The following is a 22,336-nucleotide window of genomic DNA, read 5'->3' on the forward strand; positions in this document are numbered from 1 at the left end:
GCCGGTCACCAGGCCCGGTGATAGATCTCTTGAATCTGCTGCTCGCTGAGATCGACCGGGTTCCAGTCGAGCAGCCGGCGGATGGCATGGGCCTCGCGCGCCATGTTGGCAAGGTCGTCCTCGGGCACGCCGTGCGCACGCAGGCGCATGTCGAGACCCAGACCTTCGCAGAAGGATTGAGCGCCCTTCAGCACCGCTTCGGCAGAACCGCCTTCAAAGCCCAGCGCCTTGCAGACCAGCGCCGTCTTTTCCGGCTCCGCGGCCGCATTGACCGCCAGCACATGCGGGAAGATGAGCGCGTTGGCGATGCCATGGGCAATCTTGTGGCGCGTGCCGAGCGGATAGGCGATCGCGTGGCCGGCCGTCGTGTTGACCGGGCCGAGACAGATACCGCCATAGAAGGAGGCCAGCGCCAGTGCCGAGCGCGCCTTCATGTCGGAGCCGTCTTCGACCGCACGCTTCAGGTTCGCGCCGACAAGCTCAATGCCGCGCAGCGCATAGTCGTCGATCAGCGGATGAGCGCGCTTCGAGGTATAGGCCTCGACGCAATGGGCCATCGCATCGACGCCGGTGGCGGCCGTGATGAAGGGCGGCACAGTGGCAGTCAGCTCCGGGTCGATGATGGCGATGTCGGCCAGCATGTAGACGCTTTCGGTCGCCACCTTGTTCTGCGTCGCGGGATCGGTGATCAACGCCCGTGTGCCCACTTCCGAGCCGGTGCCGGCGGTGGTCGGGATCTGCGCCAGGCCGCGGGTGCGGGCCGGAGCACGGTGCGGGCCGGAAATGTCGGAAAGCGCCTTGCCGCTGCCGGCCATCACCGCAACGAGCTTGGCAAGGTCCATAGCCGAGCCGCCGCCAAAGCCGATGACGAGATCGGCGCCGGCCGCCTCAGCGGCATGAACCGCCTCCATCAGGTTCGGGAGATCCGGTTCCGGCTTAACGGTGCCGAAGCAGGCGACGTCGCCAAGTCCAAGCACATGAAGACGCGCGGCATTGACCGTGTCGGCGATGACAAACGGCTTGCGGTAGCCATGGGCTTCCACCCAGGCGGCCAGCTTCGTCAGCGTGCCCTCGCCGAACTGAACGATCGGCGGCCGCAACATTTCCAACGGATGATTGAGGGCAAGCATGAATCACTCTCCAGATAATGCGCGTCTTCGAGCGCGCTGACATTTGGGAAACCGCTGACAAGTTGGCTTAGAACCATCGCGCCAGGCGCATTTCCTCCCCATTCGTGGATTACAACTAAGGCAGAATTTACATATTTGTCAATTCATAAGAATGAGAAATGAAAGCCGGAGCAGGCGCCAAAGGTCAGCCGCCTCAAAATGCCGGGATCCGAAATATAATTGTTATATCTCAATATCTTATAGAATACATCCAGATCACGAGCGGACGCAATCCGAATGGAAAAGAGGACGAAATGCACAGAAAATAATCGATCTTTTCCAGAATAAGTTGACATATTTACGATTTGTCACCATGATCCGGCCAACAAAAGAGGAGCCGCGCACATGCGTTCGCGCGGCGTCAGGGAGTAAGAATGCGAAAATTGGGAAGTGATGCGGTCATTGGCTGCGGCCTGCTGGCGTTCTCTGCGTTTGCAGCATGGCGCAGCCTGAGGATCGGTGGCCAGAGCGTCGGTACGGTCGCCGGCCCGTCCTTTCTCCCCTGGCTGATGATCGCCGCAATCGTGCTTCTGTCCATTGCGCTGCTGATGCGTGCCCGCCGGGCTGCCGCGGCAGCAAGCCCCGAAGTCGGGCCGGTGACGACGGAGCAGGAGGAAGATGCCGCCCTCGGAAAACGCAATCTGCGGCGCATCTGGATCTTTGCCGCGATGCTCGTCGCCTATTCCGCCGCCTTCATGCCGGTGGGATACCTGCCGGCGACCTACGCCGTGTTCGTCATCGGCATGCTGCTGATGGGCGAGCGCAAGCCGCTGATGTTCCTGATCCTGCCCGCCATCATCACCGGCGCCGTCTGGTTCGGCTTCACGCATTTCCTTCAGGTCTGGCTTCCCTGACCTGACCACATTTCCCATTCATCGAGGAGGACTACCATGAAAAAGACCCTGGCCCTGGCCGCAGCACTGGCCGGCACACTTGCCGCAACCACCGCCTACGCGTTCCCGGATCGCCCGATCCAGATCATCGTTCCGTATTCCGCCGGCGGCGGCACCGACCTTTCCATGCGCCTGCTCGCCGAAAGCATGCAGCGCCATATGGACGGCGCGACCGTCATCGTGCGCAACCAGCCTGGCGGCGGTGGTGCGATCGGCACCTCGGCCGCGGTTCACGCTCGTGCGGACGGATACACGGTCGGCGCCGGCGCGCAGGGCCCTCTCGCCCTCCTGCCGCACCTCGGCAGCGCCGACTACACGATCGATGACGTCGAGTTCATCGGTCTCGTCGGCCGCAACCTGCAGGTCATGATCGCCTGCAAGGACGCACCGTTCACCGATTTCGACAGCTTCATGGCCTACGCCAAGGACAAGGCGCCGCAGATCGGCAATTCCGGCGCCGGCGGTGCAAACCACATTTCTACGGAAGCCTTTGCCAAGGCCGCCGGCATTAAGGTCGAATCCGTGCCGTTCGGCGGCTCTTCCGAAGCCATGGCGGCCTGCGCGGGCGGTCACATCCAGGCGATGGTGGCCTCCCCGGCCGAAGCGCTGGCGCAGGTCAATGCCGGCACCGTGAAGCCGCTCTTCGTCGAGGAAGACAAGCGCATCGACATCTTCCCCGACACGCCGACGGCCGTCGAAAAGGGCGTCGATTTCACCTGGTCGTCCTGGAAGGGCATCATCGGTCCGAAGGGCATCCCGGCTGAAGACCTCGAAATCCTGCGCGCCGGCGTCAAGGCCGCCGTCGAGGACGAGGAATTCCAGAAGAAGATGAAGGATATGGGCGAGTTCATCCAATACGAGGATGCCGCCGCATATGAAAAGCGCGCCCGCAAGGACAGCGACACGGCCGAGGCGGTCATCAAGGATCTGGGCATGTACCAGATGAACAAGAAGTAAGTCCGGTCCGCCGCAATTCTCCCGCCGGGGCGGCAACACCGCCCCGGCTTCACGACATGATGAGCTCCGCATGATGGAATATCTCAGCTACCTCCTTCCGCTGTTCCACCCGGACGTCCTCTGGGCGATCGCACTCGGCACGCTCGGCGGCATCGTCATCGGCGCGCTGCCCGGCCTGACGGCCACCATGGGCGTTGCCCTGCTGATCCCGCTGACCTTCGGCATGGCGCCGGTGATGGGCATCAACATGCTCATCGGCATCTATATCGGCGGCATCTATGGCGGCTGCATCTCTGCGATCCTGCTGCGGACGCCCGGCACCCCGGCTTCCGCAGCAACCGTTCTCGACGGCTACCCGATGGCGCAGAAGGGCGAGGCCGGCAAGGCGCTCGGCATGGCGACGATCGCGTCTGCTGTCGGCACCCTGTTTGCCTCGATCGTGCTGGCCACGCTCGCCCCGCAGCTTGCAACCGTCGCGCTGAAGTTCGGTGCGCCGGAATATTTCGCCCTTTCGCTTTTCGGTCTCACCATCATCGCGTCGCTCTCGGGCGATCTTCTGAAGGGCGCCATTTCCGGGTGCCTCGGCGTGCTGATCTCCTGCGTTGGCGCCGATCCGATTTCCGGCGTCCTGCGCTACACATTTGGCGTATCCGGCTTCGCGTCGGGCTTTTCCTTCACGCCGGCGCTGATCGGTCTCTTCGCGCTTTCGGAAGTCTTCACCCAGCTCGAGCATCTCGGTCGCAGCGACGGCACGGTGGCAAAGGTTTCCGGCCGCTGGCCGTCCGGCCGCGACATGCGCGAAAGCGCCAATGCGCTGGTCCGCGGCTCCATCATCGGCACGATCATCGGCATCATTCCGGGCACGGGCTCGGGCACCGCATCCTGGATTTCCTATAATGAGGCACGGCGCACGTCGAAGAAGCCGCATCTTTTCGGCACGGGGTATGCACCGGGTGTGGCGGCGACGGAAAGCGCCAACAATGCTGTTTGCGCAGGCGCGCTCATTCCGCTTCTCGCCCTCGGCATTCCCGGCGACGTGGTCACCGCCGTCCTGATGGGCGGCCTGATGATCCAGGGCCTGGCGCCCGGACCGATGCTGTTCCAGTCGCGCCCGGACGTCATCGTCGGCATTTTCGGCGGCACGTTCATCGCGACGCTCTTCATGTTCATCTTCGGCATGCTGCTGATCCCGATCGCCTCGAAGATCCTGCTCGTGCCGCGTCGCATCCTGACGATGTCGATCGTCGTCTTCTGCTTCATCGGCTCGTTTGCGATCAACCTCAACCCGGTCGATCTCTACACCATGGTCGGCTTCGGCATTCTCGGCTGGGGCATGCAGAAATACGGCTTCTCGCAGGCTGCCCTCTGCATCGCGCTGATCCTCGGCCCGCTGGCGGAAGCCAATCTGCGCCGCGGCCTGCTGCAGACCGGCGACGATGTGCTCGCCTTCGTCTCCGGCCCGATCACGCTTCTCTTCCTCGGCCTGTCGATCGTCTCGCTCGCCCTTCCCTTCATCCAGGCCCGCCGCGCCAAGACGTCCGCCGCCTGAGTCTCAAGGAGTACACCCATGTCCAAATCGGCCTATGTCGCCCTTGTCACCTGCTTCAACGAAGATGAGACCATCAACTACGAGGCGACGCGCGCCCAGGTCCGCCGCCAGATTGCCGCCGGCAACAACATCCTGTGCGCCGGAACGAACGGCGACTTCAGCGCGCTGACCTTCGAGGAGAAGGTTCGGCTGACCGAGGAAGTCGTCGACGAAGTGGCCGGCAAGGTGAAGGTGATCGTCAATGCCGGCATGCCGGCGACGTTCGAGACCGTGAAACTCTCCCGCGAATTCGATCGCATCGGCGTCGACGGCATCGCCGTGATCACGCCGTTCTTCATCGCCTGCACGCAGGAGGGGCTGATCCGGCACTTCTCGACGGTCGCCGACGCCGTCAACACGCCGATCTACCTTTACGATATTCCGGCCCGCACCCAGAACCACATCGAGCCGGAAACGGCCCGCAAGCTCGCCGCGCACGGCAACATCGCCGGCATCAAGGATTCCGGCGGCGCTCAGGAAACGCTCGCCGCCTACATGGCCGTTGGCCGCGAAATGCCGGGCTTCGACGTCTACTCGGGTCCCGACCACCTTGTGCTCTGGTCGCTGGAAAACGGCGCCGCCGGCTGCATTTCCGGCCTTGGCAACGTCCTGCCAGACGTGCTTGCTAATATCATCAACGCCTTCAACAAGGGCGATCGCGAAGAAGCCCTCCGAAACCAGGAAATTTACACGAATTTCCGCACGGATCTTTACGCACTCGGCTTCCCGCCGGCGCTGGTCAAGCGTTCGCTTTTCCTCATGGACAGCTCCGTCGGCGCCAGCCGCCAGCCGGCCCTGCTGCCGAACGCCGAGCAGGACGCCAAGGTCCTTGAAATCCTGAAGAAGTACGGCCGCGCCTGATGACTGTCATCCTGACCACATCGCCGGGCTTCGGCAAGCATGGCCGCGTACCGGAGCGCCTGAAGGAGCTTGGCTGGGAACTGATCCGCTGCGTCGACACAAGCCTGCCGGACGGCGGGGTTTCGGCCCACATCGCCCGCGCCGACTACATGGTCGTCGGCCTCGTGCCGGTGACCGCCCAGATGCTGGAAGGTGCGACGAAGCTGAAAGCCGTCCTTAAGCACGGCGTCGGCGTCGACAATATCGACATTCCCGCTTGCACCGCCCGGGGGCTGCCGGTTGCCAACACGCCCGGTGCCAATGCCGATGCGGTTGCCGAACTCGCCGTCGGCATGATGCTGTCGCTTGCCCGCAATATCCCGGCCGGCCACCAGAGCGTCGTCACCGGCGGCTGGGACCGCAAGGTCGGCAGCCAGATCGGCGGCAAGACGCTCGGCATCGTCGGCCTCGGCAATATCGGCAGATCGCTCGCCCGCATGGCGCGCGGCATGGGCATGACCGTCGTCGCCACCGATCCCTATGCCGACAAGGCCTTCGCCGCCGACAACGGCATCGAACTCGTGGACCTCGACGATCTGCTCGGCCGCGCCGACTATGTCTCGCTCCACGTATTCGGCGGTGCCGGGAATGCCTCGCTGATCAATGCCGACAAGCTGCGGCTGATGAAGCCGACCGCCCGCCTGCTCAATCTCGCCCGCGGCGAGGTGGTCGACCTCGACGCGCTGGCCGAAGCCTTGAACGAAGGCCGTCTCGGCGGAGCCGGCATAGACGCCTACATCAAGGAGCCGCCGGAGACCACGCATCCGATCTTCTCGCATCCCCGGGTGGTCTTCATGCCGCATTCGGGCGCTGACACGGTCGAGGCCGTCGAGAATGTCGGCCTGATGAACATTGCCGACATCGAGGAACTGATGGCTGGCGGAAAGCCGCGCCGCGTGCTGAACCCGGACGTCTTCGAAAGCTGATCATGGACCATTTCCCCATTCCCGCGCTGGTCGGCTTTGCGACCGACGTCTTCTCCGCGGCCGGTCTCGCAAGGGAAAAGGCCGCAGCCGTTGCGACCTATCTGGTCGAAGCCGATGCCATGGGCCACACAACCCACGGACTGGCACTCGCCCCCTGGTATCTGCAGGGCATCGCCGACGGTGTGGTCACCTGCGACGGCGAGCCGGAGGTCGTCTCCGACAAGGGACCGGCGATCTGCTGGCGAGGCAAGCGGCTGCCCGGCGCCTGGCTGACGTCGCAGGGCGTCAAGCTCGCTGTCGACAGGGCACGGCAATTCGGCACGGCGACGCTGGTGATCGGCGACAGCCATCACATTGGCGCGCTTGCCGCCTATCTGCAGATCGCGACGGATCAGGGCATGATGGTGTCGATCGCCTCGTCGTCGCCGTCCGGCGCGCAGGTGGCACCCTTCGGCGGCCGGACTGGCGTCTTTACTCCCGACCCGGTCGCCTACGGCATTCCGACGCCGGGCGACCCGATCCTGATCGACATTTCCGCCTCCATCACCACGGTCAACATGGCCCAGCGCATGATCCGCGAGGGTAGGCGCTATGCCGAGAAGTGGGTCATGGAAGCCGACGGAACGCCGACCGACGACCCTGAGGCCGTCACGCGCGGCGGCACGCTGCTGCCGACCGGCGGGCTGGATCATGGCCAAAAGGGCTATGGCATGGCTCTGTCGGTCGAGGCCATCACACAGGGGCTCGCCGGCTATGGCCGCGCCGATGCGCCGAAGGGCACGAACGCCGCCGTCACCATCAGCGTCTACGACCCCGAGGCTTTCGGCGGCAGCGATGCTTTCCTGAAGCAGACCAGCTGGCTGGTGGATGCCTGCAAGGCTTCAACGCCTTTGGACCCGAACGCACCGGTGCGTCTGCCGGGTCAGGCGGCGCTTGCGCGCAAGCGCAAGGCGGAAGCCGAAGGCGTCGTCTTCCACCCCGGCATCTGGCCGGCGCTGGTCTCAGCGGCAGAAAAACTGGGCGTGGCCGCGCCCGAACCTAGGAACGGCTGAGGTCCAGGAGCGCGCCGCCAAACAGGCGATCGCGCGAATGAACGAGGTGGTCGCGCATCAGGGTCCGCGCGGCCTCCACATTATGGGCCTTGATGGCGGTGAAGATCGCCGAGTGTTCCTTGAACACGTCCTGCAGCCCCTTCGGGCCATCCGACATCAGCGACTTGCCGTGCATCTTCATGCCGACGGCGATGTGTTCGCGCAACGCCCGCATCGACGCCTCGAAGTAATGGTTGCGCGCGCCTGCCGCCACCGCCAGGTGGAAGGCGAAGTCCGCATCCTCACGGTGCTGGTGGGAAAGCGTGGCGGCATCCATAAGCCTCAGGGCTTCCTCCATCGACTTGAGGTTGTCGTCGCTGCGGCGTTGGGCTGCGAGCCCTGCGGCTTCGGTTTCGAGATTGATTCGAAACTCGTAGCAGCGCTGTATATCGGCAATCGTCTCGACCTTGGCAAAGCCCAGAGCCTGTCCCTGCGGTGCGCGCACATAGCTGCCTGCGCCCTGACGGGAATAGACGAGGCCTTCGGCCCTCAGCCGCTCCAGCGCCGTGCGCAATACAGGCCGAGATACGCCGAATTCCTCGCTCAGATTGACCTCCGGCGGAAGCTTGGAATTGGCCGCGTAGTCGCCATTGGAGATGCGGGCATAGAGCATGTGATAGACACGCTCGGCGAGCGCCGGCTTCGCTTTTGACCGCGCGTTCTTGTCTGCATCGTCTGACGAATTGGCAACCGACATGGATGGCTCCTTTTGCGATCAGTCTATCTCGCAGGCGTTCGGAAAATCAATGTCTTCCGCGATCTGCAGCAGACAGTCCACATCCCCGAAGCCACCTGATTTGGTGGCCAGCAGAATGTTTTTGTCACCGAGACGCACCATCCCGGCCGGAACGCCGGGGGAAAGCTCGCCGACAAGGGTGATCACGCCGACGCCCGACGCGCCCAGCACCGCATCGGCAGTCTCGCCACCGCAGCACAGCAGGGAGCGGATATCCTGTTGCGTCAGCCGACAGACGCTGGCCGAGAAGTTATGGCCGGCCTCGTGGCCGTCGATGGCAGCCGCGCCGGCGGTCATCTGCAGAACCGTCAAGGACCTAACGGCCGGATCTCCATCGTCTGGCAGCGTGCCGTTGGGCGCCTCGATCCAGTTCGGCCGCGCCACGGCGCGCAAACGCTCGAGCTGGGCAAGCGTGATCGGGTCGCGGGAACCGCAGGCAAGCAAGGCCGGTGCGGCAAGCCGCGGCGCCCTGCGATCCGTCGCATCTGCCGGCGCCATCTCATCGGCGAGCGCGAGCGCCAGTCCGGCTGCGCCGACAAGCAGGTCCTCCTTGCCCGCCTCCGCAACGATCCGAGCGAGATCCGCCTTGTCGGCGGCATCCGGCGCTTTGATGGAGAGGCCGGATCCTGCCAATCGCGCCGCGATGTCAATCGGCTCCAAAACGCCCCTGCCCCGCAGGAAGCCGGCAACGACCGTCCGCGCCTGGGTCGGTATCGCCGGGCAGACGATGGCCCTTGAGGCACCACCGAGCCGGGCCACTTCCTCCACCTCGGCCGCGACATGTCCCTTGAGACGCGAATCCACCTTCTTGAACAGACGGGGAGCAGGAGCGGCCATTGCGCGGACAAGCGCCCCAATGCGGGCGACCGCTCGACGGGCATCCGCCTCGCTGCCTTCGCGTGAAGCCGTCGACACGGCCGCAACGTCGACATCGCCATGCAACAGGCTTTCGAGATCTTCCGGACGGCGGGCAACCATCGTTTTGAGGCCACGCGCTGCAAACGGAACCGCGCTATCGAGCGCACCCGTCAGGTCGTCCGCGATGATCAGCAGTCTTGTCATGGTCGTCAGTTACCCTTTCAATTGACGCACACCGTACCTAGACAAATTTGTCAAAACAAGTGATATTTTCCAACGTTAAATTTGAAAATAACAATGAAATCAATAAATCAACAATCATATGCGATGTTGACATTTTGTAAATTTATGAGGCAAATAGCCTGTCTTCAAAACAGGAGTGCATCATGACCAGTACCACCGCCGGCGCGCCATTCGTCATCACCATGGGCGACCCTTCCGGCGTCGGGGCGGAAGTCTCGCTGAAGGCGCTCGCGACCCTGCCTGCCGCCGAGCGCAGCCGCTACGCGATCATCGGCGACCTGCCGACGCTTGAGCGCGCCCGGGCCGCCTGTGGTCTCGATCTCTCCTTCGAAGCGGGCGCCGAAGGCGGTGTCCGAGTGGTTCACGTGCCGGTTGAAGGTCTGCCGGGCGAATTCGGCGTCCTGTCGCCGCGCTGCGGCGAAGCCTCCTTCCAGTTCATCAAGACCGCCGTCGACATGGCGGCCGCCGGCACGGCCGCGGGCATCGTCACCGCCCCCATCAACAAGGAAGCGCTGAACTCGGCGGGCCACCACTATGACGGCCACACCGGCATGCTGGCGCACCTGACCGGCTGCAAGTCTTCATGGATGCTGCTCGCATCGGAGCGTCTGAACGTCATCCACGTCTCCACCCATGTCTCGCTCAAGGATGCGATCGACCGGGCCACGCCTGAACGCGTGGCGGCGACGATCCGCACCGGCTACAATCATTTCCGCCGCATGGGCGTCGAAAACCCGCGCATCGCGGTCGCCGGCATCAATCCGCATTGCGGCGAAAACGGCCTTTTCGGCCGCGAGGACGACCTGCAGATCGTTCCGGGCGTTGAAATGGCCAAGGCTGAAGGCATCAATGTCGTCGGCCCGATCTCGGCCGATACCGTTTACCACCGCGCCTATCAGGGCGCCTTCGATCTCGTGGTGGCGCAGTATCACGACCAGGGCCATATCCCGATCAAGCTGATCGCCTTCCATACCGCCGTCAACTGCTCGCTCGGCCTGCCCATCGACCGCGTTTCGGTCGATCACGGGACGGCTTTCGATATTGCCGGCAAGGGTATCGCCAATCACGTCAACATGCTTTCAGCGCTCGAATACGCCCGCAAGCTGGCGGCCTGACAGCCGAACTCCCGGACCGCGGACATCTAGTGCCGTAGATGCCGCGATCCGGGAGTCCGCTTTGCCGGGAGGGCAAAGGAGTTCTTCAGTAGGTCGCCCGACCGCCCGAAAGGTCGAAAACCGCGCCCGTGGTGAAGCTGTTTTCCTTCGAGACCAGCCATGTCACCATCGCGGCGGCTTCATCGACCTCGAGGAAACGCTCGCGCGGGATCTTCGAACGCATGTATTCGATGAATTCCGGCGCCAGCTGGTCGAGGATGCGCGTCTGGGCCGTCGCCGGCGTGATGCAGTTGACGGCGATGTCGTGCTTGGCCAGTTCCTTGCCGAGCGACTTCGTCAGACCGATCACGCCCGCCTTCGACGCCGAATAGGCCGAGGCATTCGGATTGCCTTCCTTGCCGGCAATCGAGGCGATGTTGACGATGCGCCCGTAATTGCGTTCCTTCATGCCGGGTACGCAGACCCGGTTCACGAGAAACGTGCCGACGAGGTTGATGTCGATGATCTTGCGGAACATGTCGACGTCGTAATCCGCAACCGTCGCGTTGGGTCCGGCGATGCCGGCCGAATTGACGAGAATGGAAACCGGTCCGCCCTCGGCCTCGCTTTCACGATGCGCGGCTTCGACGGCTGACTGATCGGTGATGTCGACCACCACCGTGCGCGCTGCGCCGCCGAGCGCCGCCTTGGCCGAGGTCAGCAGTTCCGCGTTCATGTCCCAGAGCGTGACGGTCGCGCCGGAGGCGACGAACCGCTTGGCCATGGCAAATCCAAGCCCCTGGGCGCCGCCGGTCACGATAGCGTGCTGCCCGTTCAAATCATACTGATTCAAGAATGCCTCCGAAATATCTGAAATTGTTTCAACATATGGCTATTCCTTGACCGCGCCGGTCATGGACGAAACGTAGTAGTCGACGAAGAAGGAATAGAGGATCACCACCGGCAGCGAGCCGAACAGCGCGCCTGCCATGAGCGATCCCCATTCGAAGATGTCGCCGCGCACGAGTTCCGTCAGCACGCCGACCGGAACCGTCTTGTTCTCCGACGACTGGATGAAGGTGAGCGCGTAGATGAACTCGTTCCAGGACAGCGTGAAGGCGAAGATGCCGGCCGAAATCAGCCCCGGAACCGCGAGCGGCAGGATGATCTTCGTCAGGATCTGCCAGCGGTTGGCGCCGTCGACCAGCGCGCTTTCCTCGAGCTCGAAGGGGATCGAGCGGAAGTAGCCCATTAGCAGCCAGGTGCAGAAGGGAATGAGGAAGGTCGGATAGGTCAGGATCAGCGCAAACTTGGAATCGTAGATGCCGATCTTGAAGACGATGAAGGCCAGTGGAATGAACAGGATCGACGGCGGCACCAGATAGGCGAGGAAGATCATCAGCCCGACCGGACGGGAGCCGCTGAAGCGCACTCGCTCGATCGCATAGGCGGCAAACACGGACGCCGCGAGCGACAGGAAGGTCGCCGAGGTGGCGATCACCATCGTGTTCCACAGCCAGCCCGGATAGGAGGTCTCGAACAGGAGATACTTGATGTGCTCGAGCGTCGGCCCCACCACCCAGAAAGGACTGTAGTGGTCGTAGTCGGTCAGCTGCGCGTTCGGTTTGATCGCCGTGATCGCCATCCAGTAGAACGGGAAGAGCAGCACGAAGACGAAGATGGCCAGCGGCAGGTAGATCGTCACGATCCGTCGCGGCAGCCGGTTGAGATAGCTCATGCCTTCTGCGTCATCGACGAGGTCAGCCGGGATTTTTGCAAGTTTGCTGGTCATGGCTTTTTCCTTACTCGTCGCCGCCCTGCTGCCAGCGGCGACGCTGCAGGCCGAAGAATGAGAACATGATGGCGGCGAGCAGGAACGGGATCATCGCCACCGCGATCGCCGCGCCCTCGCCGAGCTGTCCGCCCGGAATGCCGCGCTGGAAGGACAACGTCGCCATCAGATGCGTGGCGTTGACCGGCCCGCCCTTGGTCAGCACGTAGATCAGCTGGAAATCGGTGAAGGTGAAGAGCACCGAAAAGGTCATCACGACGGCGATGATCGGGGTCAGCATCGGCAGGGTCACATAGCGGAAGCGCTGCCAGCTGGTGGCGCCGTCGAGCGAGGCGGCCTCCTGCAGCGAGGCCGGAATGGTCTGCAGGCCGGCCAGAAGCGAGATCGCCACGAAGGGGATGCCGCGCCAGACATTGGCGGCGATCACCGAGGCGCGGGCATTGTTGGGCGATCCGAGGAAATTGATCGGCGTGTCGATCAGCCCGAGCTTCATCAGCGACCAGGACACGATCGAGAACTGTGCGTCGTAGATCCACCAGAAGGCGAGCGCGGAGAGAACCGTCGGCACGACCCAGGGCAGAAGCACGATGGCGCGGAAGAAGGACTTGAACGGCAGCTTCTCGTTGAGGATCAGCGCCAGCCAGAGGCCGAGCGCGAATTTCAGCACCGAGGCGACGGTGGTGTATAGGACCGTGTTGAACACCGATTCCCAGAAGACGCTGTCGCTGAACAGGAACTGGTAGTTTTCCAGGCCAATGAAGATGCCCGGGCGGCCGATGCGCGTGTCGGTGAAGCCGAGCCACACGCCGAGCCCCAGCGGATAGGTCAGGAAGACCAGAAGAAAGGCCGCAGCCGGCACCATGAACAGAAGCCCCATGGCATTCCTGTTCGAGCCCAGCCGCGACAGGAGCGGCGCCCGCGCGGTCGCGTCGTTTGCGTCGGTAATCGTGTACATGCTGTCTCCGCCTCGATTGTCTCTTGTCATGCGGCGGGGGCGACGGGATATGCCGCCCCCACCGATTGCCCTTTGACGGGTCAGACGCGGTAGTAGCGGTTTGCCCGCTTCTCGGCCTGTTCCGCGGCTTCCTCCGGCGTCATGGCGCCGGTGACGGCCGAGGCGAACATGTCGACCACGACATAGTCGGCCATGACGGCGGCCGATGCATAGCCGAGCGGACCGGCGTAGCCGTTCGGGCGCAGCGTTTCCGACGCACGGGCGTAAGGCGCGTGGATCGGGTCGGCAGTCCAGACAGGATTGTCGGCAAATGCCTTGAGCGGCTGGCAGCAATAGGCGCTGGAGCCCTGGATCCAGGCGTTCATCTGATCGGCTTCGTACATGAACTTCAGGTAGGCCTTGCAGGCCTCCGGATACTTCGTGTGCTTGAAGACGATCGCCTGGGTGGTCTGGTGCAGCTCCACGCTCTTGCCGACCGGGCCGATCGGGAAGTTGGTGGTGCGGATGTCGGCGGCAAGCTCGGCCAGCGCCGGATCCTTCTTGGCAGCGTAGTAGAGCGAGACGCCGTTGGCCGTCAGCGACACCTGGCCGGCCAGGAAGGCGCGGTTGTTGTTGATGTCGAGCCAGCTTTCCGTGCCCGGGATGAAGTTCTCGTAGAGCGCCTTGGCATAGTTCAGCGCGTTGATGGTCTCCTTGGAGTTGACCACCACCTTGCCGCTCTCGTCGACCATCATCGCGCCATGGCTCCAGAGCAGCCAATGGGCGTAGTTGTTGCCGTCGCCGACGGCCTTGCCGTGGGCGAAGCCTGCCGGCGTGCCCTTGGCCTTCATGGCCTTGACCAGTTCCAGGAAGCCGTCGGTATCCTTAGGGAATTCCTTGAAGCCGGCCGCTTCCATGTGGCTCTGACGGTAGCAGACGGCGTTACCGATCGCTGCCAGCGGCAAGGCGATGAACTTGTCGTCACGGGTCGCATAGCCTCTCAGGCCGTCATAGAAACCGCCATACTTGCCGTCGAGATAGTTGCCGAGGTCGGTCAGATCGACCAGCTTGTCGGGATACTGATGCGGATCGTCGAACCAGCACAGCACCATGTCCGGACCGGAGCCGACATTGGCGGCAACGGCAGCCTTCGGACGGATGTCCTCCCAGCTTTCCTTGTCGATGCGCACCTCGACGCCGGTTGCTTCGGTGAACTTCTTGGTGTTCGCCAGCCAGGCGTCCTCGTCGCCCTGCACGAAGGGCGACCAGCGCAGGAGCCTCAGGCTTGCGCCCGGCTCCGGCGTGTAGGTCGGCTCCTGCGCGAAGGCAGGCCGGAAGCCAAGTCCGTGCAGGCCCGCCATGCCGGCAAGGCCGGCGGTGCTTGCGAGAAATGTTCTTCTCTTAATCGTCATCATGCTCCTCCTCAAAAGCCGGGATGCAAGTGCTGCGGCATGCGCTCTCCCGGATGGCGCAGGCCTGGTATCGCGGGGCGGAGCCGGTCGGACGGAGGTTCCGCCTGCCGGTTTCGCCGTAAAGAGGGCTCCCTTCCCTCCTTAAGGCGACCCGCCGTCACGCAATCAGTCGACGAGCCTCATGCCGCTCTCCTCGTCGAAGAGGTGGACGTGCTCGGTATCGATCGAAATGCTGATCTTCTCGCCCGGCTTGGCGGTCACCCGCTCCCGGAAGACGCAGGTCACCTCGCCGCCACCAAAGCTGATGATGATGTGCGTCTCCGAGCCGGTCGGCTCGATGACCACCACCTCCGCCGGGATGCCGGCGGCATCGAGGCGGATGTATTCGGGGCGCAGGCCATAGATGAGCGGCTTGCCGGCGGCCGACGAAAAGGCGCGCGGCAGCGGCAGGCGCGTTCCGTCCTCGGCGACGAAGACCGAGGCGTCCTGCGGATCGAGCTTGCCCTTGATCATGTTCATCGCCGGCGAGCCGATGAAGCCCGCGACGAAGAGGTTGGCCGGATAGTCGTAAAGCTCCAGCGGCGTGCCGATCTGCTCGACGATGCCGTCATGCATGACGACGATCTTGTCGGCCATGGTCATGGCCTCGATCTGGTCGTGCGTGACGTAGACCGTCGTCGTCTTCAGCCGCTGATGCAGTTCCTTGATCTCGGCGCGCATGGCCACGCGCAGCTTGGCGTCGAGATTGGAGAGCGGCTCGTCGAACAGGAAGACCTGCGGATCGCGAACGATCGCCCGGCCCATGGCGACACGCTGGCGCTGCCCCCCGGACAGCTGGCGCGGATAGCGGTCGAGCAGGTTGGACAGGCCGAGAATGCCGGCGGCATAACTGACGCGTTCGTCGATCTCGGCCTTGGACGCGGCGCCCAGCATCAGCGAGAACGCCATGTTCTGTGCGACAGTCATATGCGGATAGAGCGCATAGTTCTGGAACACCATGGCGATGTCGCGTTCCTTCGGCGGCAGGCTGTTGACCACCCGGCCACCGATGCGGATCTGCCCGGCGGAGATATTCTCCAGGCCGGCCAGCATGCGCAGCAGCGTCGACTTTCCGCACCCCGACGGCCCGACGAGGATGACGAATTCGCCGTCCTGAATGTCGATGTTGACCCCCTTGATGACGGGGAATGCGCCGAATGATTTCCTCACGTCGGCAAACTGGACTTCTGCCATGCGTCTCCTCCCAAAGATGCAATTCGGTCCGCCCGTCCCCTCCATCCCGCGACCTTGGCCGCCTGCGGACGAAACGGGCTATGTAAGTCTCTGCGCGGCCGGGCTATCCCCGGCCGACAAACGGCATTTTCGTCGCCATGACGGTCATCGTCAGCACGTTGGCATCGAGCGGCAGCCCGGCCATGTAGACGACGGCGTCGGCAATCAGCATCGGATCGATGGTCGGCTCGCTGGCCATCTCGCCGTTCGCCTGCGGCACGCCACCGCTCATCTTCGCGGTCATGTCGCTCGCGGCATTGCCGATATCGATCTGTCCGCAGGCGATGTCGAACGGCCTACCGTCGAGCGCCGACGACTTGGTCAGTCCGGAAATCGCGTGCTTGGTCGCGGTATAGGGCGCCGACTTCGGACGCGGCGTCGTGGCCGAAATCGAACCGTTGTTGATGATCCGACCGCCCTGCGGGGTCTGCGCCTTCATCAACCGGAACGCCTGCTGGGTGCAAAGAAACGCGCCGGTCAGGTTGGCGGCGACCACGCTCGACCACTCCTCGAAGCTGATCTCCTCCAGCGGCACGGACGAGTTCGACCGTCCGGCATTGTTGACTAGCAGATCCAGCCGGCCGAACTTGCCCTCGATTTCGTCGAACAGCGCCCGAACGGAGGCCGGATCGCCGATATCGGCGGCAATACCCACCACTTCGCCGCCGGTTTCAGCGGAAAGCTCGGATGCTGCCTTGTCCAGCACATCCTTGCGGCGGCCGGCGATCACGACGCGCCAGCCGGCAGTGCTCAAGGCGCGCGACATGGCCTTGCCGACACCGGTGCCGCCACCGGTCACCAGCGCGATCCTGCCCTTCACGTCGAAACCCCTCTGCGTCATGCGTGGCTACCTTCAAGTTCGTCTTCAAGATGAATGCGGATGATGTCGTCGAAGCTCGTCTCGGCCCTGAAGCCGAGTTCGCTGGCGCGGCGGGCATCGAAATTGGTCGGCCAGCCGTCGACGATCTTCTCGATGACCGGATCCCGCTCGCGGCGGATGAGGCTGATGGCCTTGTCGCCCGCCACGCGGCGCAGCGCCTCGATTTCCTCGCCAACCAGCGCCGAAAGGCCAGGCATGGTCAGGTTGCGGCGCGGGCCGATGCGGCTCGTGTCCATCCGGGCGGCATGGACGAAGAAGCCCACTGCGGCGCGCGGGCTCGCAAACCAGTGGCGGACGTTCTCGTCGACCGGCAGCACCGCTTCCTGGCCTACCAGCGGCTCACGCAGAATGTTGGAGAAGAAGCCGGACGCGGCCTTGTTCGGCTTGCCGGGACGGATGCAGATCGTCGGCAGGCGGATGCCGATGCCGTCGAAGATGCCCTTGCGGGTGTAATCGGCCAGCAGAAGCTCGGTGATCGCCTTCTGCGTGCCGTAGCTCGTCAGCGGCGTGGTGAAGAACTCGTCCCCGATCTTTTCCGGGAACGGCTGCCCGAAGACGGCGATGGACGAGGCGAAGATCACGCGCGGCGTATAGGGTTCGCGCAGACCCTCATGACGGATCGCCTCGAACAGCATGCGGCTGCCGTCGAGATTGACCGCATAGCCCTTCTCGAAATCGGCTTCCGCCTCGCCGGAAACGATGGCGGCCAGATGGAAGATGACGTCGGGTCGCCCGGCGATCAGCTTTTCTGGCTCGCCGGGCGTCGCCAGATCCATGGTCAGCGCCGTCGCAATGCCTTGCAACGCCGGCGGAACCGGAGGCTCGAAGGCGTCGGCAAGCGTCAGCCGGGAGACCTCAAAGCCGAACACCGATTGGTCCGAGGCCAATTTCTCCACCAGCTTTCGGCCAACCATGCCGGCTGCGCCAATCACGAGTACATGCATGTCCGGCTTTCCTCCCTGCCGTTCAGCGCCGCTCCCGCAGCGCTACATCGATTGTTCATCCAGCGCTCAGGCCGGTTTTCCCGGTCAGCGCCAGGATTTCCCTGGTCGTTTCGTAGATCCTCAGAAGATGCGTATGGAAAGCCGCCACGACTGCCTTGCGGTCATGGCTTCTAAGTCCCTCGACGATCTTTTCGTGATCGGTGTAGCTCGAATCCGTCGCACCGGGACGCGACATGACGGAGCGGCGATAGTCGATCATGTAGGTGTAGAGATCCGTCACCAGGTCGGCGAGCAGCGGGTTCCCGCAAGCGCGGTAGATGGTGACGTGGAATTCGCGGTCGCAGAGCAGGAAGCGCATGGCGTCCGGTCCGGCGATGCGCTGGGCTTCCATGAGATTGTCGAGTTTTTCCAGCGTCGCCTCGTCGATCAGTTCCGCCGCGTCGCCGACGACTTTCAACTCGATATGCAGGCGCGCCGCATGCACCGCCTCGAGATCGTAGCTGTCGATCGGATTGGACGAGGCGATTGTAATCGGCACATGGCTGAGATCGACATTGGCGACCCGGCTGCGGCTCCCCTGCGAAACCTCGATCAGTCCCTGCGTCGCCAGGATCTGGATGGCGCCGCGCACGGTCTCGCGGCTGACGTTCAGCACGGTGGCAAGCTCGCGCTCGCCGGGCAGTTCGTCGCCGGGGCGCAGCATGTTCGTGGCGATCAGCGTCGTCAGCTTCTCGGCGATCACGTCCCGGGCCGTGCGGCGTTCCAGCCGCTGGCCAACCTGGGGGACCTCTCCGAGTATGCCTGTCACTTTCACGCTGCATCCCCCAACTGGTATGCTGGCCGTACCAGCGGTCCAGTTGATAGGAGAGAATCCGGAACTGGTCAATCGCAATTCGTCGCTGCGATGCACCATTCGGAAGCCTGTCGAGACGCCTTCAGCCGCTCTTCAGTACGGTCATCCAGCCGAGACTCGCGTCGGTACCGGCTGCGGGCCGGTATTCCGCGCCGAGAGGCCGGCCGTATCCCATGGCATCGAGACTGTGGACAATGTGCCGGTAGTCGACCTCGCCATGGTCGGGCTCTCCGCGATCCGGCACGGCTGCGATCTGGATATGGCCGATCACCGGCATCAGCGCCTCGATCCGCCGGGTGAGATCACCCTCCATGATCTGGATGTGATAGCAGTCGAACATCAGCTTGAGATTGGTCGCGCCGACGGCGTCGATGATCTCGGCAGCCTGCGCCGAAGTCGTGAGGAAATAGTCCGGGGCGTCGTAATGGTTCAGCGGCTCGATCAGGATGGTGATGCCATGCGGCCTGGCGAGCTCTGTCGCGTAGAGAAGATTTTCGACGAAGGTTCGGCGTGCCGCCTCGCCTTCCGCCTTGCCGGCCATGACATGCACGTTCGCGGCGCCGATGGCCGCTGCATAATCGACCGCCTGGCGGATGGCCGCACGCGCTTCCTCCTGCCGCTCCGGAATGGCGGCAAGTCCGTTGTCACCGGCCGCCTCCCTTCCTCGGATCGTGTTGATGCCGAGCATGGCGAGCCCCGTCTCCGACAGCGCAGCGCGGACATCCTCGGTCGACACCTCGTACGGAAAATGGCACTCCACCGCGTCGAAACCGGCGCGCCTGGCGGCACGGATCGCGTCGGGAAGCGGCAGCTCGCGCCACAGAAAGCCGAGATTGGCCGAAAACGTCGCCATCAGTCCCACTCCACGTCGAATTTGCGCACAAGCCCGCCAATCTCGGCCGCCGACAGCATGGCCGGGTTCGCGCCGCGGGTCAGCAGCGCCAGCTTGGCCGTTTCTTCCAGTTCCTCGATCGCGTAGACCGCCGCCTCCAGATCCTTGCCGGCGACCACGGGACCGTGATGAGCGAGCATGACGGCGGAACGCTTGCCGGCAAGCCCGCGGATCGCATCGCCCATGGCCGGATCGCCGGGCATGAAATAGGGCAGCAGCTTGACCTTGCCGAGCCGCATGATCGAATAGGCGGTCAGCGGCGGCAGCATGTTGTCCGGATCGACCTCCGGCAAAAGCGACAGCGCCACCGAATGGCAGGAGTGCAGATGCACGACGGCGCCGGTCTTCGCCGGCCGCGTCTCGTAGAAGGCCTGATGCAGCGGCATTTCCTTCGTCGGCTTGTCACCGCCGATCAGGACGCCTTTGGCATCGAACAGCGACAGCCGCGCCGGATCGAGGCGGCCGAACGAACTGCCGGTCGGTGTGACCAGCAAACGGCCATCGGAGAGCCGGGCGGAAATGTTGCCCGAGGCGCCGGCGGTCAGCCCGCGGTCGAAGAGCGACTTCGCCATGAGGCAAATGTCCTCGCGCAGTTTCGCCTCTTCGCTCATTGCTCCTCCAGCCGCCGGAAGGCGGTTTCGAAAAAGTCCTCATCGCCGAAATTGCCGGATTTCAGGGCGAGCGCCACCGTCTGGCCCTCACAGGTGCCATAGGTCCACGGCACGCCCGGAGCGATCTCCGCGCCGATCGCCAGCCGGTCGATGCCGAGCGCCTTGACGACGGCGCCCGAGGTCTCGCCGCCGGCAACGACGAAACGACGAACACCACGCGAAAAGGCTTCGCGGGCAAGCGCTGCCAAGGCCTCTTCCACCACCGTGCCGGCACGGTCCACGCCGAGCGCCTCCTGCGCCTTGCGCACGGCATCCGGCTCGGCGGTCGCATAGATCAGTTTCGGCCGGTCCAGCACCTGTCCGGAGAGCCAGTCCAGCGCCTCGCCCGGGCCGGCTTCGGCCAACGCCAGGGGATCGAGGCGGAAGCTTGCGGCCTTCTCCACATAACGGGCGACCTGCTTGCGGGTCATCGCCGAGCAACTGCCGGAAAGCACGATCATGCCGGCATCGACCTCGGGCCGCGCGGCATGGGCCGAAGCCCTCGAAAGCAGTCCCGCCTTCTCGTAAAGTCCTGGCAGGGGCATGGCGAGCGCGCTGCCGCCGGTCATCAGCGGCATGTCCATGCAGGCTTCCGCAATCACGGACAGGTCGTCATTGGCCACCGCATCGGTGACGACATGCGCGACGCCGTCTAACTTCAACGTGGCAAGCCGGGCCTTCAGTGCATCGACACCGGCGGCGACCGTCAGCCGGTTGGCAAGCCCCACCTTGCCGGCGACCTGCGGCGACAACAGGCGCATGAGATTGGCGTCGCGCATCGGCGTCAGCGGGTGATCCTTCATCGGGCTTTCCGACAACAATTGCTCGCCGACGAAGAGGTTTCCCATGAAGATGCTGCGGCCGTTTTCGGGAAAGGCCGGGCAATAGACCGTCTGCGTCGCACCGAGCGCCTGCATCAGCGCCTCGGCCACCGGGCCGATATTGCCTTTCGCCGTGCTGTCAAAGGTCGAACAGTATTTCCAGTAGAAACGGGAGGCTCCGGCGCGCTTCAGCCAGTCGAGTGCGGCAACGGTATCGGCGACGGCTTCCTCAACCGGCGCCGTCCGGCATTTCAGCGCGACGATCTCGAAGGCGGCGGTGTCCGTTGGTGGTCGATCCGGGACACCGAGACGCAGGTTGACCGGATGCCCCGATCGGGCGATCAGCCCGGCGAGGTCGGTCGCCCCGGTAAAATCGTCGGCGATGGCGCCAAACAGCGTCGTCACGGGACTATTCCTCTTCCATGCCGGGAAGCCGGATGCCGGCGCGCCGTGCCAGAACCATCGCCACCGCCGCATCATCCATCCGTCCGAGGCCGGCGGCAGACGCCTCCTTGAACAAGGCGAGCGCCGTTTCACTCAAAAGCACGGAGGCGCCGACACCGCCTGCTTCCGACGTGACGATGCCCATGTCCTTGACGAAGATGTCGACGGCCGAATGCGGGGTGTAATCGCCGTCGACGATATGCTTTCCGCGGTTCTCGAACATCCACGAATTTCCCGCCGACACGCGGATGACATCGTAGACCTGAGCGACGTCGAGACCTTCACGGGCCGCTAGCGTCAATGCCTCGGCCGCGGCAGCGATGTGCACGCCGGCCAGAAGCTGGTTGATCATCTTCACCTTCGAACCCTCGCCCGGCCGGTCGCCAAGACGGAAGACCTTGGCGGCAACCGCATCGAGAGCGGGCTTGGCAAGCGCGAAGGCGTCCGGCGAACCGGAGGCCATGACCGTCATCTCGCCCGCCATCGCCTTGGCGGAGCCACCTGAAACGGGCGCATCGAGCACCTGCATGCCGGCATCGGCGAGCCGACCGGCAATTGCCACCGTCGTCGATGGCGGCATGGTCGGGCAAAGGAGAAAGAGCGTCCCGGGCGCCGCGGCGGCGACCGCCCCTCGCTCACCGAACAGCACCGTCTCGGCCTGTGCGGCGTTGACGACGAAGACGAAGACGATTGTGACGCCCGGCATGGCTTCGGCCGGGGTCGCGAACGCTTTTCCGCCCTCGCCGGAAAAGCGCGTCAGCACCTCCTCCCGCACATCGACTCCGTGAACGGAGAAGCCGGCGCGGAGAAGCGACAGGGCCGCCCCGTAGCCCATCGAGCCAAGCCCGATGACGGCAGCCGTACTGTTATTCGACATGGAGCCTCCCTGCCCGGTCTTCCGCTTGAAAAATGCCTATGGTATCGGTACCGGTATCGCTACCATAACTCAGAGTACCTGCCTGTCAATCGCGACGACGACGGCAGGCG

General features: G+C 64.0%; 22 protein-coding genes. 7 read left to right on the forward strand and 15 right to left on the reverse strand.

Features of this window, described 5'->3' with window-relative positions:
- Window positions 1–5: 5 nt before the first annotated feature.
- Complete coding sequence (locus tag NN662_RS19395) at window positions 6–1,130, reverse strand: iron-containing alcohol dehydrogenase (RefSeq protein ID WP_261932065.1); 1,125 nt, start codon at window positions 1,128–1,130, stop codon at window positions 6–8.
- A 413-nt stretch (window positions 1,131–1,543) separates the two neighbouring features.
- On the opposite strand from NN662_RS19395, the gene NN662_RS19400 reads away from it, so the two are divergent.
- The 6 genes from NN662_RS19400 to NN662_RS19425 all read left to right on the forward strand — a co-directional run bounded on the left by NN662_RS19400 (window position 1,544) and on the right by NN662_RS19425 (window position 7,485).
- A complete protein-coding gene (locus tag NN662_RS19400) occupies window positions 1,544–2,023 on the forward strand; it encodes a tripartite tricarboxylate transporter TctB family protein (RefSeq protein ID WP_261932066.1) in 480 nt (159 codons plus the stop codon).
- A 36-nt stretch (window positions 2,024–2,059) separates the two neighbouring features.
- Window positions 2,060–3,019, forward strand: a complete 960-nt coding sequence (locus NN662_RS19405) for a Bug family tripartite tricarboxylate transporter substrate binding protein (RefSeq protein WP_261932067.1) — start codon at window positions 2,060–2,062, stop codon at window positions 3,017–3,019.
- Window positions 3,020–3,089: 70 nt separating this feature from the next.
- A complete protein-coding gene (locus NN662_RS19410) occupies window positions 3,090–4,568 on the forward strand; it encodes a tripartite tricarboxylate transporter permease (RefSeq protein ID WP_261932068.1) in 1,479 nt (492 codons plus the stop codon).
- An 18-nt stretch (window positions 4,569–4,586) separates the two neighbouring features.
- A complete protein-coding gene (locus NN662_RS19415) occupies window positions 4,587–5,468 on the forward strand; it encodes a dihydrodipicolinate synthase family protein (RefSeq protein ID WP_261932069.1) in 882 nt (293 codons plus the stop codon).
- The gene (locus NN662_RS19420) at window positions 5,468–6,433 is read left to right on the forward strand and encodes a phosphoglycerate dehydrogenase (RefSeq protein WP_261932070.1); all 966 of its coding nucleotides are present in this window, start codon (window positions 5,468–5,470) and stop codon (window positions 6,431–6,433) included. The genes NN662_RS19415 and NN662_RS19420 overlap by 1 nt, the downstream gene beginning before the upstream one ends.
- 2 nt (window positions 6,434–6,435) lie before the next feature.
- Window positions 6,436–7,485 (forward strand): Ldh family oxidoreductase, encoded by a 1,050-nt coding sequence (locus NN662_RS19425; protein ID WP_261932071.1) that lies wholly within the window; start codon window positions 6,436–6,438, stop codon window positions 7,483–7,485.
- Here the strand turns inward: NN662_RS19425 and NN662_RS19430 are convergent.
- Both NN662_RS19430 and NN662_RS19435 read right to left on the reverse strand, forming a co-directional pair.
- The gene (locus NN662_RS19430; RefSeq protein ID WP_261932072.1) at window positions 7,472–8,221 is read right to left on the reverse strand and encodes a FadR/GntR family transcriptional regulator; all 750 of its coding nucleotides are present in this window, start codon (window positions 8,219–8,221) and stop codon (window positions 7,472–7,474) included. The two genes, NN662_RS19425 and NN662_RS19430, sit on opposite strands and share 14 nt — an antisense overlap.
- A gap of 18 nt (window positions 8,222–8,239) precedes the next feature.
- Window positions 8,240–9,322: a four-carbon acid sugar kinase family protein gene (locus NN662_RS19435; RefSeq protein ID WP_261932073.1), complete on the reverse strand. Its 1,083-nt coding sequence runs from the start codon at window positions 9,320–9,322 to the stop codon at window positions 8,240–8,242.
- Window positions 9,323–9,504: 182 nt separating this feature from the next.
- Here NN662_RS19435 and pdxA point away from each other — a divergent pair, with 182 nt between their 5' ends.
- Window positions 9,505–10,476 carry a 4-hydroxythreonine-4-phosphate dehydrogenase PdxA gene (gene pdxA / locus NN662_RS19440; protein ID WP_261932074.1) on the forward strand — a complete coding sequence of 324 codons (972 nt, stop codon included), beginning with the start codon at window positions 9,505–9,507 and terminating at the stop codon, window positions 10,474–10,476.
- An 85-nt stretch (window positions 10,477–10,561) separates the two neighbouring features.
- On the opposite strand, the gene NN662_RS19445 is transcribed toward pdxA, so the two are convergent.
- From NN662_RS19445 to ltnD, 12 genes are all read right to left on the reverse strand, one after another.
- Window positions 10,562–11,308, reverse strand: a complete 747-nt coding sequence (locus NN662_RS19445) for an SDR family NAD(P)-dependent oxidoreductase (protein ID WP_261932075.1) — start codon at window positions 11,306–11,308, stop codon at window positions 10,562–10,564.
- Between the two features lie 39 nt (window positions 11,309–11,347).
- A complete protein-coding gene (locus NN662_RS19450; protein WP_261932076.1) occupies window positions 11,348–12,247 on the reverse strand; it encodes a carbohydrate ABC transporter permease in 900 nt (299 codons plus the stop codon).
- Between the two features lie 10 nt (window positions 12,248–12,257).
- Window positions 12,258–13,202 carry a carbohydrate ABC transporter permease gene (locus tag NN662_RS19455; protein ID WP_410010990.1) on the reverse strand — a complete coding sequence of 315 codons (945 nt, stop codon included), beginning with the start codon at window positions 13,200–13,202 and terminating at the stop codon, window positions 12,258–12,260.
- Window positions 13,203–13,282: 80 nt separating this feature from the next.
- Window positions 13,283–14,593: an ABC transporter substrate-binding protein gene (locus NN662_RS19460; protein WP_261932077.1), complete on the reverse strand. Its 1,311-nt coding sequence runs from the start codon at window positions 14,591–14,593 to the stop codon at window positions 13,283–13,285.
- Window positions 14,594–14,758: 165 nt separating this feature from the next.
- Window positions 14,759–15,826 (reverse strand): ABC transporter ATP-binding protein, encoded by a 1,068-nt coding sequence (locus tag NN662_RS19465; protein WP_261932078.1) that lies wholly within the window; start codon window positions 15,824–15,826, stop codon window positions 14,759–14,761.
- A 103-nt stretch (window positions 15,827–15,929) separates the two neighbouring features.
- Window positions 15,930–16,706 (reverse strand): SDR family oxidoreductase, encoded by a 777-nt coding sequence (locus tag NN662_RS19470; RefSeq protein WP_261932079.1) that lies wholly within the window; start codon window positions 16,704–16,706, stop codon window positions 15,930–15,932.
- Window positions 16,703–17,689 (reverse strand): D-erythronate dehydrogenase, encoded by a 987-nt coding sequence (denD, locus tag NN662_RS19475; RefSeq protein ID WP_261932080.1) that lies wholly within the window; start codon window positions 17,687–17,689, stop codon window positions 16,703–16,705. Before denD ends, NN662_RS19470 begins: the two co-directional genes overlap by 4 nt.
- A gap of 55 nt (window positions 17,690–17,744) precedes the next feature.
- Window positions 17,745–18,497, reverse strand: a complete 753-nt coding sequence (locus NN662_RS19480; protein ID WP_410010998.1) for a FadR/GntR family transcriptional regulator — start codon at window positions 18,495–18,497, stop codon at window positions 17,745–17,747.
- 127 nt (window positions 18,498–18,624) lie between these two features.
- On the reverse strand, window positions 18,625–19,395 hold the full coding sequence (locus tag NN662_RS19485; RefSeq protein WP_261932082.1) for a hydroxypyruvate isomerase family protein: 771 nt from the start codon (window positions 19,393–19,395) through the stop codon (window positions 18,625–18,627).
- Window positions 19,395–20,045, reverse strand: coding sequence for a 3-oxo-tetronate 4-phosphate decarboxylase (gene otnC, locus NN662_RS19490; protein WP_261932083.1), 651 nt, complete (start codon window positions 20,043–20,045; stop codon window positions 19,395–19,397). The genes NN662_RS19485 and otnC overlap by 1 nt, the downstream gene beginning before the upstream one ends.
- Entirely contained in the window at window positions 20,042–21,310 is a 1,269-nt protein-coding gene (otnK, locus tag NN662_RS19495) for a 3-oxo-tetronate kinase (RefSeq protein ID WP_261932084.1), read from the reverse strand. The genes otnC and otnK overlap by 4 nt, the downstream gene beginning before the upstream one ends.
- A gap of 4 nt (window positions 21,311–21,314) precedes the next feature.
- Window positions 21,315–22,226 (reverse strand): L-threonate dehydrogenase, encoded by a 912-nt coding sequence (ltnD, locus tag NN662_RS19500; RefSeq protein WP_261932085.1) that lies wholly within the window; start codon window positions 22,224–22,226, stop codon window positions 21,315–21,317.
- Between the last annotated feature and the right edge of the window lie 110 nt (window positions 22,227–22,336).

It is taken from the genome of Rhizobium sp. NRK18 (assembly GCF_024385575.1).
Classification (GTDB): domain Bacteria; phylum Pseudomonadota; class Alphaproteobacteria; order Rhizobiales; family Rhizobiaceae; genus JANFMV01.

Excerpts from the sequence above, each read along its gene's own strand:
- pdxA (WP_261932074.1), top strand. The coding sequence starts at position 9,505 with ATGACCAGTACCACCGCCGGCGCGCCATTCGTCATCACCATGGGCGAC.
- NN662_RS19450 (WP_261932076.1), bottom strand. The coding sequence starts at position 12,247 with ATGACCAGCAAACTTGCAAAAATCCCGGCTGACCTCGTCGATGACGCA.
- NN662_RS19485 (WP_261932082.1), bottom strand. The coding sequence starts at position 19,395 with ATGGCGACGTTTTCGGCCAATCTCGGCTTTCTGTGGCGCGAGCTGCCG.
- denD (WP_261932080.1), bottom strand. The coding sequence starts at position 17,689 with ATGCATGTACTCGTGATTGGCGCAGCCGGCATGGTTGGCCGAAAGCTG.
- NN662_RS19425 (WP_261932071.1), top strand. The coding sequence starts at position 6,436 with ATGGACCATTTCCCCATTCCCGCGCTGGTCGGCTTTGCGACCGACGTC.
- NN662_RS19435 (WP_261932073.1), bottom strand. The coding sequence starts at position 9,322 with ATGACAAGACTGCTGATCATCGCGGACGACCTGACGGGTGCGCTCGAT.
- ltnD (WP_261932085.1), bottom strand. The coding sequence starts at position 22,226 with ATGTCGAATAACAGTACGGCTGCCGTCATCGGGCTTGGCTCGATGGGC.
- NN662_RS19400 (WP_261932066.1), top strand. The coding sequence starts at position 1,544 with ATGCGAAAATTGGGAAGTGATGCGGTCATTGGCTGCGGCCTGCTGGCG.
- NN662_RS19460 (WP_261932077.1), bottom strand. The coding sequence starts at position 14,593 with ATGACGATTAAGAGAAGAACATTTCTCGCAAGCACCGCCGGCCTTGCC.
- NN662_RS19405 (WP_261932067.1), top strand. The coding sequence starts at position 2,060 with ATGAAAAAGACCCTGGCCCTGGCCGCAGCACTGGCCGGCACACTTGCC.
- NN662_RS19415 (WP_261932069.1), top strand. The coding sequence starts at position 4,587 with ATGTCCAAATCGGCCTATGTCGCCCTTGTCACCTGCTTCAACGAAGAT.
- NN662_RS19455 (WP_410010990.1), bottom strand. The coding sequence starts at position 13,202 with ATGTACACGATTACCGACGCAAACGACGCGACCGCGCGGGCGCCGCTC.
- NN662_RS19395 (WP_261932065.1), bottom strand. The coding sequence starts at position 1,130 with ATGCTTGCCCTCAATCATCCGTTGGAAATGTTGCGGCCGCCGATCGTT.
- NN662_RS19420 (WP_261932070.1), top strand. The coding sequence starts at position 5,468 with ATGACTGTCATCCTGACCACATCGCCGGGCTTCGGCAAGCATGGCCGC.
- NN662_RS19470 (WP_261932079.1), bottom strand. The coding sequence starts at position 16,706 with ATGACGCAGAGGGGTTTCGACGTGAAGGGCAGGATCGCGCTGGTGACC.
- NN662_RS19465 (WP_261932078.1), bottom strand. The coding sequence starts at position 15,826 with ATGGCAGAAGTCCAGTTTGCCGACGTGAGGAAATCATTCGGCGCATTC.
- NN662_RS19430 (WP_261932072.1), bottom strand. The coding sequence starts at position 8,221 with ATGTCGGTTGCCAATTCGTCAGACGATGCAGACAAGAACGCGCGGTCA.
- NN662_RS19410 (WP_261932068.1), top strand. The coding sequence starts at position 3,090 with ATGATGGAATATCTCAGCTACCTCCTTCCGCTGTTCCACCCGGACGTC.
- otnC (WP_261932083.1), bottom strand. The coding sequence starts at position 20,045 with ATGAGCGAAGAGGCGAAACTGCGCGAGGACATTTGCCTCATGGCGAAG.